Origin of the sequence: Bradyrhizobium agreste (genome assembly GCF_016031625.1) — a bacterium.
In the GTDB taxonomy this organism is placed as follows: Bacteria; Pseudomonadota; Alphaproteobacteria; order Rhizobiales; family Xanthobacteraceae; genus Bradyrhizobium; species Bradyrhizobium agreste.
Genome location: NZ_JACCHP010000022.1, coordinates 39,588 through 55,105, shown reverse-complemented (window position 1 = coordinate 55,105; position 15,518 = coordinate 39,588). Strand labels below are relative to the sequence as shown.

The window sequence follows — 15,518 nt, the reverse complement described above, 5'->3', positions numbered from 1 at the left end:
AGCGGGACCGGTCGTGCTGCAGAAACTCTCCACCTACCGACAGAAGCGGGACTTCGAGAAGACGCCGGAGCCATCGGGCAGGACCGCCGTGGCGCCATCGAAGCAGCGGCGCTTCGTGATCCAGAAGCATGATGCGACCCGGTTGCACTACGATCTCAGGCTCGAATTCGACGGCGTGTTCAAGTCCTGGGCGGTGACGAAGGGGCCTTCGCTCGATCCCCATGACAAGCGGCTGGCGGTCGAGGTCGAGGACCATCCGCTCGATTATGGCGATTTCGAAGGCACGATCCCCGAAGGCCAGTACGGCGGCGGCACCGTGATGCTGTGGGATCGCGGCACCTGGGAATCGGACGATCCGGAAGCCGGCTTCAAGAAGGGCGACCTGAAGTTCACGCTCCATGGCGACAAGCTGCAGGGAAGCTGGGTCCTGGTCCGGATGCGCAACCGCGGCGGCGAGAAGCGGACCAACTGGCTCCTGATCAAGCATCGCGACGAAGATGCTCGCGAAGGCGCGGACAACGACATTCTCGAGCAGGACAAGTCGGTCGCCTCGGGCCGCACGATGGAGCAGATCGCCGCGGGCAAGGGCCGCGCGCCGAAGCCGTTCATGCTGGCCAAAGGCACGAAGGGCAAGGCCGACGCAGTCTGGCAGTCCAATCGCGCCGAGGAGACGAAAGGGCGCACGGTGAAGCCGGCGCCGCGCACCGCGTTGAAAGCCGGCAAGGCGGCGAAAAAGACCGCGACGAACGCCAAGACGGTGTCGGAGATGCCGGATTTCGTCGCGCCGCAGCTCTGCACGCTGGTCGAGCGGCCGCCGGCGGATGAAGGCTGGTGCCACGAGATCAAGTTCGATGGCTATCGCGTCCAGCTCCGGGTCGAGGACGGCGAGGCGACGCTGAAGACGCGCAAGGGTCTCGACTGGACGAGCAAGTTCGCCTCCATCGCCGAGGAAGCCGCCGCGCTGCCGGACCTGATGATCGACGGCGAGATCGTCGCGCTGGACCATAACGGCGCGCCGAACTTCTCCTCGCTGCAAGCGGCGCTGTCCGATGGCAAGACAGACGACCTGATCTTCTTCGCCTTCGATCTGCTGTTCGCCGAGAACAAGGATTACCGCCGCCTGCCGCTCAGCGAACGCAAGGCCCGGCTGAAGGAGCTGCTGGACCAGCGCAAGCGGAAATCGGCCCAGATCCGCTATGTCGAGCATTTCGAGAGCGGCGGCGATGCCGTGCTGCAATCGGCCTGCAAGCTCGAGCTCGAAGGTGTGGTGTCGAAGAAGCTGAACGCGCCGTATCGTTCGGGCCGCACCGAGAGCTGGGTCAAGTCGAAATGCCGCGCCGGCCACGAGGTGGTGATCGGCGGCTACAAGACCACCAACGGCAAATTCCGCTCGCTGATGGCAGGCGTGCAGCGCGGCGATCACCTTGCCTTCGTCGGCATGGTCGGCACCGGCTTTGGCGCAGACAAGGTCAAGCGCATCATGCCTGCGCTGAAGGCGATCGAGGCCAAGCAAAGCCCGTTCGGCGGCAAGAATGCGCCGAAGAAGACGCGGGACGTGCACTGGCTGAAGCCGGAGCTCGTCGCCGAGATCGAGTTCGCGGGCTTCACCACCGACGGCAATATTCGCCAGGCGGCGTTCAAGGGCTTGCGGCAGGACAAGCCGGCCGAGGAGGTCGAGGCCGAGACGCCCGTCGACACCGAGCTCGCCGAGCCCCGGACCAAGGCGGCGCGCACGAAGGCGGGCGGGCGATCGAAGCAGGCCGCTCAAAATGCCGAGGTCATGGGTGTCGTCATCTCCAAGCCGGACAAGGAGCTCTGGCCCGATGACGGTGATGGTGGCGTTGTCACCAAGCTGGACCTTGCCCGCTACCTCGAAGCCGTCGGCGAATGGATGATCGTGCATCTCAAGGGCCGGCCGTGCTCGCTGATCCGCGCGCCCGACGGCATCAAGGGCGAGTGCTTCTTCCAGCGCCATGCGATGCAGGGAACGTCGAACCTTCTTGAGCTCGCCCGGGTCTCCGGCGACCGCAAGCCCTATCTTCAAATCGACCGGATCGAAGGGCTCGCCGCGGTGGCGCAGATCGGCGGCGTCGAGCTGCATCCCTGGAATTGCGCGCCCTATGCCTATGACACACCGGGCCGGCTGGTGTTCGATCTCGATCCCGCGCCCGACGTGGAATTCGCCGATGTCGTCGAGGCGGCCAAGGAGATGCGGCAGCGGCTCGCTGATATCGGCATGGACGGCTTCTGCAAGACCACGGGCGGCAAGGGCCTTCATGTCGTGGTGCCGCTGCTCCATGGCGCGCGCGACAAGGTGAGCTGGAAGGAGGCCAAGGCCTTTGCGCAAGGCGTCTGCCAGTGGATGGCCGACGACGATCCCGAACGCTATCTGCTCAACATGTCGAAGAAGCTGCGCAGGGGAAAGATCTTCCTGGATTATCTGCGCAACGACCGCATGTCGACGGCGGTGGCCCCGCTGTCGCCGCGGGCGCGCGCCGGGGCCACAGTGTCGATGCCGCTGACCTGGGCGCAGGTGAAGAGCGATCTCGATCCCAAGCGCTATACGCTGCGCACCGTGCCGGCCCTGCTGGCGCGATCGAAGGCGTGGGAGGGTTACGACGATGCCGCCGCATCGATCAAGGCGGCGATGAAGAAGCTGGCGGGGAAGGTGAAGTAGGCACTTGCCAAAACGTCATTCCGGGCTGCGCGATAGCGCAGGCCCGGAATCCAGAGGTTATGCGGCGCGAGATTCCGGGTTCGCACTCACGCGCGCCCCGGATTGACCGCCTGACTAGATCCTACCCATCAGCAGCAGGATCAGCAGAATGACGATGAGGAGCCCGAGGCCGCCGCCGCCGTAATAGCCGGTGCCGTAGAACGGCCCGCCGCCGATGCCGCTGAAGCCGCCGAGCAGGGCGATGATCAAGATGATCAGAATGATCGTGCCGATTGACATGCGAATCTCCTCCAGCCCTTTCCTGAAAGGGTCGTTTGCACCTGTCCCGTGTGCGGGGGCAACTTGCCGCAGGTTTGTTAGTTCCGGCACGGGCGGACGTCACAGGGCCCATCCGTATGGAACCTTTATCCGTTTCGCTGGCATGATTATGTGAGGAACAGCCAACCACGGGGCCGGACCATGTCAGCGCCGCTCGTCGTTTCAATCCCGCATCGTCTTGGCCGCGAGGAGGCGGCGCGCCGGCTCAAGACGGGGCTCGGCCGCGCCGCGGCGAGCATTCCCGTGATCCAGGTCGAGGAGGAACGCTGGAGCGGCGACACTCTGGCCTTCCGCATCCGCGCGCTTGGCCAGGTTGCGACCGGGCAGGTCTATGTCGGCGACGATCAGGTCCGGGTCGAGGTGGTGCTGCCCTGGCTGTTGCAGCGCTTTGCCGAGATGGCGCAGGCCACGATCAGGAAGCGCGGCCAATTGCTGCTGACCAAGGACGGGGGCAAGTAACTTCAGGCGCGCACGCGTTGGCGCGGCGCCCTGACGGCATTCGCGGTTCGGGCCGCGATGACCGAGGCAGGACAGTCGCGGAAGGCCTGCGCGGGCGGCAAGTCGTTGCCCGCAAGGCCCGGCATGGTGTAGCCCGTGATGTCGACGGTGGCGTCAATAGCTTCCAGTGCAGGCCATTCCCGGCCGGCTTGGGTGAACGGCGCGAAATGGCGCCCGACCACGACGATCGCGGCTGCGCGGCCATGACGACGCGCAAAGGCGATGATGTGGTCGGCATGGGCGCCCCGTACCTCCAGCGGCTGGTAATCGCCCTGCGCGAAGACGTCGGGCAGCTCGTTGCGCAGCTCGAGCAGATGACGGGTCCAGGCCAGCTTGAGCTTGCCGTCCGGCCAGCTCTCGATCAGGCCGCTCCAGTCCGGCGCTTCCAATAATGTCAGCGCCGCGCGGCGCGCGGCGAAGTCGACCGGGCGGCGGTTGTCGGGATCGACCAGCGACAGGTCCCAGAATTCGGTGCCTTGATAGAAGTCCGGCACGCCCGGCAGCGTCGCCTTGAGCGTGAGCTGGCTCAGCGAGTTCAACGTGCCGAGCAGCGCGACGCGTCGCGCCAGCGTCTGCAACGCCTGAAGGAATTCCGCGGACCGATCCGGGTCGAGGATCTTCGCGATGAAGTCGTGGATGCCGTTCTCATAGGATTCATGCGGGTTGAGCCAGCTCGTCTCCTCCTTGCCTTCGCGCGCGGCCTTGAGGGCATAGGCCTGGATGCGCTCGACGAAGGCGGCATCGGCCGGCGCCTCAATCGGCCAGACGCCGAGCAGGGTCTGGTAGAGCATGTATTCGAACGTTGCCGACGGCGCGCGGAAATTGCCGTGGAGCGTGAGATGCGGTGCATTCAGCACTTTCCAGCGTGCCACCGCGCTGGTCCATTCTCCGGGAATCTCGCTGAGCGCCGCGATGCGCGTGCGCGCGTCCTCCCCGCGCTTGGTGTCGTGGGTGGCGGTTGCCGTCATGCCTTGCGGCCATTCCCTGGCGCGGGCCTGCATGGCCTGGTGGAAGGCGGGAATGGTGAGGCCGGTGCTGGCGGGGTCGCCGCCGACCTCGTTCAGCGCCAGCAGCCGGTGGAATTGATAGAACGCGGTATCCTCCAGCGACTTCGCCATCATCGGGCCGGTGAATTGCTGCACCTTCAGCGCGAAGCGGCGCACGCGCGGGGCGCTGTGCGGCGGACGGCCGGGCTTGAGCAGATCCATGGTCAGGGCATCGCGCAGGAAGTCGAAGATGCCTTCGTCGGCGGCGAACCAGTCGCGGCGGGCGCGCGCGATGGTGTCGTCGATCAGCTTGCGGTCCGATGCAGTCGGGCCGCTGTGTGTCAGGTAGGTGCGATAGACCGGAAAATGCAGCACATAGAGCTCGAGCGCCTGCCGCAGGCTGTCGGCCGAGAAGTCGCGCGTCGAATAATGGCCGTTGGCGATGCGCGCAAGCAGGCGCGTCAGCACGGTGAACTCGCTGGTGAGCAACGTCTCCAGCACGCGCCGCTTGGCGTCCTTGACGTAAGGCACAAGCCGCGGCGGCCGGTTGCTGATCTGCCGCCAGGTCTCGTCCAGTGCCTCCAGCCCCTTGGGCTCGATCAGCACGTGGGTGATGACGTTCATCCACTCGTAGCCGGTGGTGCCCTGCACGCCTGCGAAATGCGGCAGGCGCTCGTGCTCGCACAGAATTTTTTCGATCACGGTATAGAACGGCTTGGTGTTGCCTTGGGCGGTGTTGCTTTGGGCGTCGCGCACCAGCCGGCGCAGCCGCTGGCAATATTGGGCAGGGTCGCGCAGGCCGTCGATGTGATCGAGCCGGATGCCCTGCAATTTGCCGTCGGCGATGAGCTGCTTCACCAGCCGGTGCGTGGCGGCAAATGTGCTCGCGTCCTCGACGCGCAGGCCGGCGAGGCCGTTGACGTCGAAGAAGCGGCGATAATTGATGTCGCTGGAAGCAAGTCGCCAGTGCCCGAGCTTGTAGTGCTGGCGCTCCAGGAGATGATGCAGCGTCAGCGTCTGTGCCGGGCGGTCCTTGCCGGCGCGATAGGCAGCCAGGCCGCGATTGATGATGTCGGCGGCGCCTGCGATCTCCTTGAGCTCGGCCTTGAAGCCGGGAGCTTCCTTGCGATTGGGGCGCCGCAACCCCGTGTAGCGGGTCGCGAGCGACAGCAGGCGCTTGCCGGGCTCCGTTTCCGCCGCGTCCGCTTCCTTGACGACCATCCGCAGCACCTCGCCATAGCGCTCCGGCACGATGGGCAGGCGGTGCTCGAAATACCACGCCGCGAAGCTTCCTTCGTCCCCGTCGTATCGCAGCTCGATGTCGCCGCGCTCCAGCGCCTCGCCGTAGGACGAGCCGAGGATCGGCAGCAGCACGCCGCCGCGGGCGCGGTAGGCCAGCTGGTCCCAGTCGATGTCGAAGGAGGCGGCGTGCGGCGAGGCTTGGCCCCATTCCAGCACGTCGAGCCACCAGGGATTGTCGGCAAAATGCACGCCGACATGGTTGGGGACGAAATCGATGATGAGCCCGAGATCGTGCTGCTGGAGCGCATCGCTCAGCCGGGTAAAGCCGGCCTCGCCGCCGAGCTCGGGATTGAACTGGCCGTGATCGACCGTGTCGTAGCCATGCGTCGAGCCTTTGCGGGCCTTCATCACCGGCGAGGCGTAGAGATGCGTGATGCCCAGCGCCTTGAGATAAGGAACGACCGCGGCGGCCTTGTCGAAGTCGAAATCCGCGGTGAGCTGGAGCCGGTAGGTCGCGAGCGGAACGGCGGGAGGCATTCTAACCTCCGAGGCGCCAGGCCACCGACCAGGGCGCGAGCCGCTCGCCGGCTCCGCCGGCCCAGATCGGCGTGCCCGCGCTGACGCTGGAGGTGATCTCGTGATCCGACAGATTGGCGACAAGGCGCAACGTCGTGCCGTCGCCCATGCGCCAATGTGCGGTGAGGAGGCCGTTGTCGGCCGCCTCGGCATCACCGAAGCTTGCGCCCTTCAGCCGCGGCACGATCTGCTTGCGACGGACGCCGAGCAACTCCCGCACCAGCGCGAGCCGCGCATCCTGTTGCGGCGTGCGGCCGGTCCAGTCGAGCACGGCCGATTCCAGCGTTGCCGGATCGAGCGGATCGGGCACCTCGTCCCCGTATTTCTCGTAAGCCCAGGCATATTCCCGCTTCCGGCCGTTGCGCACGGCGTCGGCGAGTCCGCCCTGGAAATCGCAGAAGAACGGGAAGGGGACCGTCGAGCCCCATTCCTCGCCCTGAAACAGCATCGGCACCATCGGCGCGAGCAGGGTGACCGCCAGCGCGGCCTCAATCTGCTTTGGCGATGCCAGACTTTCCAGCCGCTCGCCCAGCGGGCGATTGCCGATCTGGTCGTGGTTCTGCAGGAAATTGACGAAGGTCGCCGGCGGCAGTTGCCCGCTCGGCTCGCCGCGCGGCTTCTTGCCCCAGAATTCCGAGATCTCGCCCTGATAGACGAAGCCGGAGGCGAGCGCGCGCGCCAGATCCATGCGCGGTGTCTGGTAGTCGCCATAGTAACCGGAATGTTCGCCGGTCAGCATCACGTGCCAGACGTGATGATAATCGTCGTTCCACTGCCCGCGATATTTGCCGTTCGGCGGCTCCTGCGCGGCATCGAGCAGGCTGGCGCGGTTGTCGCCGTTTTCCAGCACGAGATGGATGTGGCGTCCCGTGGCCTTGGCGAACTCGCCGGCGGCGACGCTGAGGTCCTGCAGCATGGACTGCTCGCCGGAGATCGCCATGATGTGATTGGCGGCGTCCAGCCTGAGCCCGTCGACGCGGTAGTCGCCGAGCCAGCACAGCGCGTTCTCGACCGCGAAAGCTCGCACCTGCGGCACGCGATAATCGATCGCACTGCCCCACGGCGTGTGCGCATCGGTGAAGAAGGTCGGCGCGTAGCGGCCGAGGTAGTTTCCTTCCGGGCCGAAATGATTGTAGACGACGTCGAGGAACACCATCAGCCCGCGCAGATGCGCCTCGTCGATCAGCGTCTTCAGGTCTTCGGGCCGGCCATAGGCGCTGTCCGGTGCATACCACAGCACGCCGTCATAGCCCCAGCCGCGACGTCCTGCGAAATCGGCGAGCGGCATCAATTCCAGCGCAGTGATGCCGGTCGCGGCGAGATGATCGAGCTTGTCGATCATGGCGCGGTAGGTGCCCTCGGAAGTGAAGGTGCCGACGTGGGTTTCGATCAGCACCGTCTCTTCCCAGGGACGGCCGCGCCAATCGCGCGCGCGCCAGACGAAGGCATCGTGATCGATCACTTCGCTCGGGCCGAACACGTCGTCGGGCTGGAAGGCCGAAGCGGGATCCGGCACGTCGATGTCGTCGTCGATCCTGAACTTGTATTTGCTGCCGGCGGTGAGGCCGGCAATCTCGGCGACGTACCAGCCGCCCTGCCGGCGCTGCATCGCGTGCCTGCGGTCGAGCAGCAGATCGACGCGCCGCGCGCCCGGCGCCCACAGCCGGAACGACACGCCGTCCTTGGTCGGCTTCGCCCCGAAGGATGGCCTCATAGCGCGCCTGCGAAGGCGAGCACGGAACGCGGCGGCGCCTTGCTGTCGCTCCCGGGCAGGAAGTCGATCGTATTCAGCTTGGCATCGGTCGTGTTCAGGATCTGCTGCCAGCTTTTGTATTCGGTCATTTTGGGCAATTTGAATGCGATCTCTTCGGGAGCGGCGTTCAGTACGATAAAGATCGCGGCCCCACCCGGTTCCATCGGGCCCATCACATAGGAGAGAAATCGCCCATCCGGGAATGTCCAGTCGCTCTCCGTCATCTCGTTGCCTTCAGGCGTCAGCCATAGCGCGCCGTAGGAGACGCCGTCCTTGGGCCGGCCGTCGAGCCAGCGATGGCTGCGCAGCTGCGAGAAACGGCGGCGGATGTCGGCGAGATGGGCGACGAAGTCGATCATGTCGTCGCCGTCCTTGCCGAGATTGTCCCAGCCGACCCAGCCGACCTCGTTGTCCTGGCAATAGGCGTTGTTGTTGCCGGATTGCGAGTTGCCGACCTCGTCGCCGGCGAGGATCAGCGGAACGCCCTGCGCCAGCATCAGGCAGGCCAGCACGTTCTTGCGCAGCTGGCGGCGCAGGCTGATGATGCTCGGATCGTCGGTCGGACCCTCGACACCGCAATTGTTGCTGTGATTGTCGTTGGAGCCGTCGCGATTGTCCTCGCCGTTGGCCTCGTTGTGCTTCTCGTTGTAGCTGAAGAGGTCGGCGAGCGTGAAGCCGTCGTGGACGGTGATGTGGTTGATGCTGGCGCGCGGCCGCCGTCCGTCGTGATTGAACAGATCGGACGACGCGGTCATGCGGCTCGAGATGTCGCCGATCAGGCTGCCTTCGCCGCTCCAATAGCGGCGCATGGCGCTGCGATAGCGGTCGTTCCATTCCGACCATTGCGAAGGGAAGGCGCCGACCTGGTAACCGCCGAGGCCGAGGTCCCACGGCTCGGCGACGAGCTTGACGGTTGCCAGCACCGGATCCTGCCGCACCGCGGTCAGGAACGAGCTGCCGCGATCGAAGCCGTTCGGCCCGCGCGCCAGCGTGGTGGCGAGATCGAAGCGGAAGCCGTCGACGTGGCAGACCTCGACCCAGTAGCGCAGGGAATCCATCACCATCTGCAGCACGCGCGGATGGGTGAGGTTCACCGAGGAGCCGCAGCCGGTGAAGTCGTCGTAATAGCGGGGGTTCTCGCGGTTGAGCCAGTAATAGGAGGCGTTGTCGATGCCGCGATAGCACAGCGTCGGACCGAGATGATTGCCCTCGGCGGTGTGGTTGTAGACGACGTCGAGCATCACCTCGATGCCGGCATCGTGCAGCCGCGCCACCGTGGTGCGGAACGAATCGAGCGCGTTGTCCTGGGCGTAACGCGGTTCCGGCGCGAAGAAGGACAGCGTGTTGTAGCCCCAGTAATTGGCGAGCTTCTTCTCCACCAGGATGCGGTCGTCGACGAAGCTGTGGATCGGCAACAGCTCGACCGTGGTGACGCCGAGCTTCTTGAGATGCTCGATCATCGCGGGCGAGGACAGGCCGCCATAGGTGCCGCGCAGATTCGGCGGCACGTCCTCGCGCTTCTGGGTAAGGCCCTTGACGTGGGCCTCATAGATGATGGTGTCTTCCCAGGAGATATTGGGCCGGATTTCGCGGCGGCCCCAGTTGAAGGTCTCGTCGACGACCACGGCTTTGGGCATGCCGCGCGCATTGTCGCGCCGATCGAAGGATAGGTCCTCGCGCGGGCTTCCGGTGCGATAGGCGAAATGCGCATCGCTCCAGACCAGGCGCCCGGCGAGCCGCTTGGCATAGGGGTCGAGCAGCAGCTTGTTGGCATTGAAGCGATGGCCGTGCTCGGGCTCGTAGGGGCCGTGCACGCGAAAACCGTAGAGCTGGCCCGGCGAGACGTCGTTGAGATAGCCGTGCCAGACGTCCTCGGTCTTCTCGGGCAGTTCGATGCGCTCGAGCTCGCGGCGGCCTTGCGCGTCGAACAGGCAGAGCTCGACCTTCTGCGCATTGGCGGAGAACAGCGCGAAATTGGTGCCGCGTCCGTCCCAGCTTGCGCCGAGCCGTGCAGGCGATCCGGCAGTCAGGCGCATCGATCAGCTTTCCGGAACGAGGAAGATCGCCGCGAGCGGCGGAATGGTGAGGCGGAGCTCGCCGCGCTCGGCCTGGACTTCGCCGATGTTGCCGACATTGCTGCCGCCGTAATGGGCGGAATCGGAGTTGAGCACTTCCTTCCACTTGCCGCCGAAGGGCACACGAACGCGATAGTTCTGGTAGACGTTCGGCGAGAAGTTGACGATGACGACACACCGCGCGTTCTCGTCGAATCCCTTGCGCATCCAGGCGAATACGTTGCGGTTGGCATCATCCGTGATCAGCCATTCGAAGCCGGCCTGCTCGCAATCCATCTGGTGCAGCGCCGGCACCGCGCGATAGAGCCGGTTGAGGTCGCGGATCAAGGCCTGGACCCCGGAATGGACCTTGTATTCGAGCAGGTGCCAGTCGAGCGACTGGTCGTGATTCCATTCGCGGCTCTGCGCGATCTCGGCGCCCATGAACAACAGCTTCTTGCCGGGATGGCCGAACATGAAGCTGTAATAGGCGCGCAAATTCGCGAAGCGCTGCCACTCGTCGCCAGGCATGCGGCCGAGGATCGAGCGCTTGCCGTGCACGACCTCGTCATGCGACAGCGGCAGGATGAAGTTCTCCGAGAACGCGTAGTGCAGGCCGAACAGGATCTCGCCGTGGTGGTGCTTGCGGTAGATCGGATCCTTGCTGATGTAGCTCAGCGTGTCGTGCATCCAGCCCATGTTCCACTTGTAGCCGAAGCCGAGACCGCCGAACTCGACCGGGCGCGATACCTGGGGCCAGGCGGTGGACTCCTCGGCCGCTGTGGTCGCCTGCGGGAAACGGGCGAACACTTCCGTGTTGAAGCGGCGCAGGAAGTTGATCGCCTCGATGTTCTCGCGGCCGCCATATTGGTTCGGGATCCAGGCACCGGGCGGCCGGCTGTAGTCGAGATAGAGCATGGACGCGACCGCATCGACGCGCAGGCCGTCGATCGCATAACGCTCCATCCAGAACAGCGCATTCGACACCAGGAAGTTCGTCACTTCGGTGCGGCCGTAATTGTAGATCAGCGTGCCCCAGTCGAGGTGGCGGCCCTGGAGCGGATTGGCGTGCTCGTAGAGCGCGGTGCCGTCGAAATGGCCGAGCCCGTGCGGATCGTCGGGGAAGTGACCCGGCACCCAGTCGAGCAGCACGCCGATGCCTTCGCGGTGGCAGGCATCGATCAGGGCGGCAAAATCCTCAGGGCTGCCGAAGCGGCTGGTCGGCGCATAGAGGCCGGTCGGCTGATAGCCCCAGGAGCCGTCGAAGGGATGCTCGCTCACGGGCAGGAATTCGAGATGGGTGAAGCCCATGTCGCGGGCATAGGCCGGCAGCTGCTCGGCCAGCTCGCGATAGGTCAGCCATTCATTGTGGCCCTTGCGCCGCCACGAGCCGAGATGGACCTCGTAGATCGACATCGGCGCCGACAATGCGTTGATGCCTTCGGGCGCCGGGCGCGGCCGCGGCAGACGCGCCTCGTCGAACACGATCGAAGCCGTCTTCGGCCGCAGCTCGCTGGCAAATGCCAGCGGATCGGATTTCAGCGGCAGCAGATGACCGTGTGGTCCGGCGATTTCGAACTTGTAGTGATCGCCGGCCTTCGCATGCGGGATGAACAATTCCCAATAGCCGTTGCCGCGCACCCGCATCGGATGGCGCCGGCCGTCCCAGAAGTTGAAGTCGCCGACCACGGAGACGCGCCGCGCATTCGGCGCCAGCACCACGAAGCCGATGCCGTTGACGCCCTCGAGCCGCATCGGATGCGCGCCGAGCTTGTCGTAGAGGCGCTGATGGGTGCCTTCGCCGAGCAAATAGAGGTCGAAATCGGTCAGGATCGGCGGAAAACGGTAGGCATCCTCGAACTCGACGACATTGTTGCCGAACTTCGCGCGCAGCTGGTAGTGCTTCGAGCCGTTGGGCAGGGCGCCAATGAACAGGCCGGCATCGTGGACGCGGTCGAGCGCAGCGACCTCGCCATGGTCGCCGACCGCCTCGACATTGCTGGCTTCGGGCAGAAATGCCCGCACGACGCTTTTGCCGCCCTCGGGATGCAGCCCGAGATAGTGGAAGGGGTCGGAGTGGCGGCCTTCGATGATCGCGTAGGCTTCGGCAGGCAGTTTACGCATGGGCTTCGCTCTCGGCACTTGACAGAATGCGAAGCAGTCCGGTCAGCGGCGCATGCAGCCCCTCAGGCCGGTGGGACAGCTCGTACTCTACGTCGTGGAACGCTCGATCCAGCAGGAAAAATCTCAACAGGCCTTCCGCGCAGGACCGATCGTCCGGCCACAGCCTTCGGTCGGTCATGGCTTCGCGGTAGGCGGACAGGAAGGTCGCGGTGGCGCGCTCGCGCCATTCGTCGAGGGCGGCCGCGAGCCGGTCCTGCTCGTCGGAAGCGCCCGTGAGCGCGCGGCTCAGCGCCGCGTTGACGGAAAGGTCGATCGAATGGATCAGGCCGGCGACGTCGCGCGCGGCTGGCGCCCTGCGGCGCTTGTTGGCCAGCGGCACGCGCGGATCGCCGTCGAAGTCGATGATGAAGATATCGTCCTTCACGATCAGAGTTTGCCCGAGCCGGAAGTCGCCATGATGACGGATGTTCAACCCGCCGATGTCGGATGGCAAGAGCGCATTCAGGCCGCCGAACAGGCTGCCGCGTGCCGCGACCAGCCGGTCGATCAGCGGCCGGTCCGCCTCCCGCAGCCCGTCGCGGCTGTCGGCCAGCCGCTCGAGAACCCGCTCGGCACGCATCTTGAAGTCGGAGAGCCAGATCCTGATCTGGGCGGCGTCGATCGGCACGGGGGCGAGGTCGTCGGGCGTTGCCGCGGCGAGCGCGACGTGCAGCTCGGCGAGGCGCCGGCCGATCTGCGCGATGAAATGCAGATACGGCGCCTGCTCCTGGGTTTCGCGCGGCATCTCGTCGGCTGGCGCCAGGCGCTGCTCATCGACGTAGCGATCGAGATACCCCGTCGTCACGGTCCAGCCGTCGCCCTGGTTCTCGACATAGGCGTGGAGCACGCCGAGCGCGCTGCGCTGGTTGCCGTCGACGACCTCGACGCTGCCGAGCAGCGCCGGCGTGTTGGAAAAGCGCGCGACCTCCGTGAGATAGTGGCCGATCTCGATCTCGGGACTGATGCCGCTCTCGAGCCGGCGATAGATCTTGGCGACGTACTGATTGTCGACCAGTGCGGTGCTGTTCGACTGCTCGATGGCGCGGATGCGCTCGGGCTCCTTGATGGTGTAGTCGGCGAACCGGCTGGTCGCCTTGAACTCCAGCCGCAGATTGTTCTCTTCCACCACCAGGTTCTGCGACAGGTTGCGCAGGAACAGGCCGATGAAGATCTGGTCGGTCGCAACGTCCAGCAACGTGCCTTCGCGCGCGCCCTGGCGCACGGCGGCCAGCGCCTTGGGGTTGAAGCGCTCGCGGTCGAAGCGCACCCATTCGATCTGCAGCGGCATCACGTAACGTGTCGTGGCGTCGTCCTGCCTGGTCTCGAAGAATGCGATCCAGGGCCTGTTGTCGCCGATGTCGCAGAACGGCACCGCCGAGGTCAGCACGGTCTTGATCTGCTTGGGATTGTGCTCGGGATACCAGCGCGTCCGCGACAGGAAGCCCGGCAGCACGTCGCGCTCGAACACGCCGCGCTCGCGCGCGAGCGAGACCCAGTTCGAGTTCACCGGCACGACCAGCGTCTCGAATTCCGGCACCGCGCGCGGCACCACCGGCTCGGACTTGTCGCGCTCCAGAAGCTGGAACCAGTAGAAGCCATAGGGCCCCAGCGTGATCATGTAGGGCAATTCGCCGATCGCGGGAAAGCGCGTGCGGCCGAGCATCTCCTGCGGGATGCGGTCTTTCCACGCCGACAGGTCGAGCTCGGTGGCCTGTGCGGCGCGCGAGAGATTGGCGACGCAGAGGATCACCTCGTCGCGATATTGCCGGACATAGGCGAGCACGGCGCGATTGGCCGGGCGGATGAAGGTCATGCTGCCGCGGCCGAAGGCAAGCGTCGATTTGCGCACCGAGATCAGCCGCTTGGTGGCGCTGAGCAGCGAGGACAGGCTGCGCGACTGCGCCTCGACGTTGACGGATTCATAGCCGTAGACGGGATCCATGATCAGCGGCGCATAGAGGCGGGCCGGGTCGCAGCGCGAGAAGCCGCCGTTGCGGTCCGGGCTCCATTGCATCGGCGTGCGGACGCCGTTGCGGTCGCCGAGATAGATGTTGTCGCCCATCCCGATCTCGTCGCCGTAATAGATGATCGGCGTGCCGGGGAAGGACAGCAGCAGCGAGTTCATCAGCTCGATCTTGCGCCGATCGTTGTCCATCAGCGGCGCAAGGCGGCGGCGGATGCCGACATTGATGCGCGCGCGGGGATCGTTGGCGTAGGTGGTCCAGAGATAGTCGCGCTCGACGTCGGTGACCATCTCCAGCGTCAGTTCGTCGTGATTGCGCAGGAACAGCGCCCATTGGCAGCTCGCCGGGATGTCCGGCGTTTGGCGCAGGATGTCGGTGATCGGGAAGCGGTCTTCCTGGGCGATCGCCATGTAGATGCGCGGCATCAAGGGGAAATGGTAAGCCATGTGGCACTCGTCGCCACGGCCGAAATATTCCTGCACGTCCTCCGGCCATTGATTGGCCTCGGCCAGCAGCAGCTTGCCCTTGGAATACGCATCCAGCTCCTGGCGCAGGCGCTTGATGATCGCGTGGGTCTCGGGCAGGTTTTCGTTCGAGGTGCCCTCGCGCTCGCACAGATAGGGAATGGCATCGAGCCGGAAGCCGTCGACACCGGCATCGAGCCAGCGCTTCATCACCTGGATGATGGCGCTGACCACACGCGGATTGTCGAAATTCAGGTCCGGCTGGTGCGAGAAGAAGCGGTGCCAGTAGAACGCGCCGGCCTCCGGGTCCCAGGTCCAGTTCGACTTCTCCGTGTCGGTGAAGATGATGCGGGTGCCCTGGTATTTCTGGTCGGTGTCGCTCCAGACATACCAGTTGCGCGCGCTCGAGCCCGGATGGCTGCGGCGCGCGCGCTTGAACCATTTGTGCTGGTCGGAGGTGTGGTTGACGACGAGCTCGGTGATGACGCGCAGGCCCCGCTTCTGCGCTTCCTGGATGAAGCGCTTGAAATCCTTCATCGTCCCGAAATCGGGATTGACCGAGCCGTAATCGGCGATGTCGTAGCCGTCGTCACGGCCGGGCGAAGGGTAGAACGGCAGCAGCCACAGCGCGGTGACGCCGAGCTCCTGGAGGTAAGGCAGGCGCTCGGTCAGTCCGGCGAAGTCGCCGATGCCGTCATTGTTGCTGTCGGCGAAGGCTTTGACGTGGAGCTGGTAGATGATGGCGTCCTTGTACCAGAGCTCATCCACGACCTCGGCAGCGTCAGCCTTCTTGGTGTCGACGGAAGACAGAACATTCATGGCG

At 65.3% G+C, this 15,518-nt stretch carries 8 protein-coding genes; 2 read left to right on the top strand and 6 right to left on the bottom strand.

Translation table 11 applies throughout. The features are described from left to right. Window positions 1-13 precede the first annotated feature (13 nt). A complete protein-coding gene (ligD, locus tag HZZ13_RS28385; RefSeq protein ID WP_197962826.1) occupies window positions 14-2,677 on the top strand; it encodes a DNA ligase D in 2,664 nt (887 codons plus the stop codon). Window positions 2,678-2,791: 114 nt separating this feature from the next. Here ligD and HZZ13_RS28380 read toward each other — a convergent pair whose 3' ends face one another. After that, window positions 2,792-2,956, bottom strand: coding sequence for a DUF3309 family protein (locus HZZ13_RS28380; RefSeq protein ID WP_197962825.1), 165 nt, complete (start codon window positions 2,954-2,956; stop codon window positions 2,792-2,794). 180 nt (window positions 2,957-3,136) lie between these two features. Here HZZ13_RS28380 and HZZ13_RS28375 point away from each other — a divergent pair, with 180 nt between their 5' ends. Continuing rightward, on the top strand, window positions 3,137-3,454 hold the full coding sequence (locus tag HZZ13_RS28375) for a polyhydroxyalkanoic acid system family protein (RefSeq protein ID WP_197962824.1): 318 nt from the start codon (window positions 3,137-3,139) through the stop codon (window positions 3,452-3,454). A 2-nt stretch (window positions 3,455-3,456) separates the two neighbouring features. Here HZZ13_RS28375 and treY read toward each other — a convergent pair whose 3' ends face one another. Genes treY through treS form a run of 5 tightly spaced genes read right to left on the bottom strand, consistent with a single transcriptional unit; the run spans window position 3,457 to window position 15,514 of the window. Further along, window positions 3,457-6,258 carry a malto-oligosyltrehalose synthase gene (gene treY, locus HZZ13_RS28370; protein WP_197962823.1) on the bottom strand — a complete coding sequence of 934 codons (2,802 nt, stop codon included), beginning with the start codon at window positions 6,256-6,258 and terminating at the stop codon, window positions 3,457-3,459. A gap of 1 nt (window position 6,259) precedes the next feature. Continuing rightward, on the bottom strand, window positions 6,260-8,011 hold the full coding sequence (treZ, locus tag HZZ13_RS28365) for a malto-oligosyltrehalose trehalohydrolase (protein ID WP_197962822.1): 1,752 nt from the start codon (window positions 8,009-8,011) through the stop codon (window positions 6,260-6,262). Further along, on the bottom strand, window positions 8,008-10,086 hold the full coding sequence (gene glgX / locus HZZ13_RS28360) for a glycogen debranching protein GlgX (RefSeq protein WP_197962821.1): 2,079 nt from the start codon (window positions 10,084-10,086) through the stop codon (window positions 8,008-8,010). The genes treZ and glgX overlap by 4 nt, the downstream gene beginning before the upstream one ends. A gap of 3 nt (window positions 10,087-10,089) precedes the next feature. Further along, on the bottom strand, window positions 10,090-12,228 hold the full coding sequence (glgB, locus tag HZZ13_RS28355) for a 1,4-alpha-glucan branching protein GlgB (RefSeq protein ID WP_197962820.1): 2,139 nt from the start codon (window positions 12,226-12,228) through the stop codon (window positions 10,090-10,092). Then, window positions 12,221-15,514 (bottom strand): maltose alpha-D-glucosyltransferase, encoded by a 3,294-nt coding sequence (treS, locus tag HZZ13_RS28350; RefSeq protein ID WP_197962819.1) that lies wholly within the window; start codon window positions 15,512-15,514, stop codon window positions 12,221-12,223. The genes glgB and treS overlap by 8 nt, the downstream gene beginning before the upstream one ends. Window positions 15,515-15,518: the final 4 nt, after the last annotated feature.

Excerpts from the sequence above, each read along its gene's own strand:
- HZZ13_RS28380 (WP_197962825.1), bottom strand. The coding sequence starts at position 2,956 with ATGTCAATCGGCACGATCATTCTGATCATCTTGATCATCGCCCTGCTC.
- glgB (WP_197962820.1), bottom strand. The coding sequence starts at position 12,228 with ATGCGTAAACTGCCTGCCGAAGCCTACGCGATCATCGAAGGCCGCCAC.
- glgX (WP_197962821.1), bottom strand. The coding sequence starts at position 10,086 with ATGCGCCTGACTGCCGGATCGCCTGCACGGCTCGGCGCAAGCTGGGAC.
- treY (WP_197962823.1), bottom strand. The coding sequence starts at position 6,258 with ATGCCTCCCGCCGTTCCGCTCGCGACCTACCGGCTCCAGCTCACCGCG.
- HZZ13_RS28375 (WP_197962824.1), top strand. The coding sequence starts at position 3,137 with ATGTCAGCGCCGCTCGTCGTTTCAATCCCGCATCGTCTTGGCCGCGAG.
- treZ (WP_197962822.1), bottom strand. The coding sequence starts at position 8,011 with ATGAGGCCATCCTTCGGGGCGAAGCCGACCAAGGACGGCGTGTCGTTC.
- treS (WP_197962819.1), bottom strand. The coding sequence starts at position 15,514 with ATGAATGTTCTGTCTTCCGTCGACACCAAGAAGGCTGACGCTGCCGAG.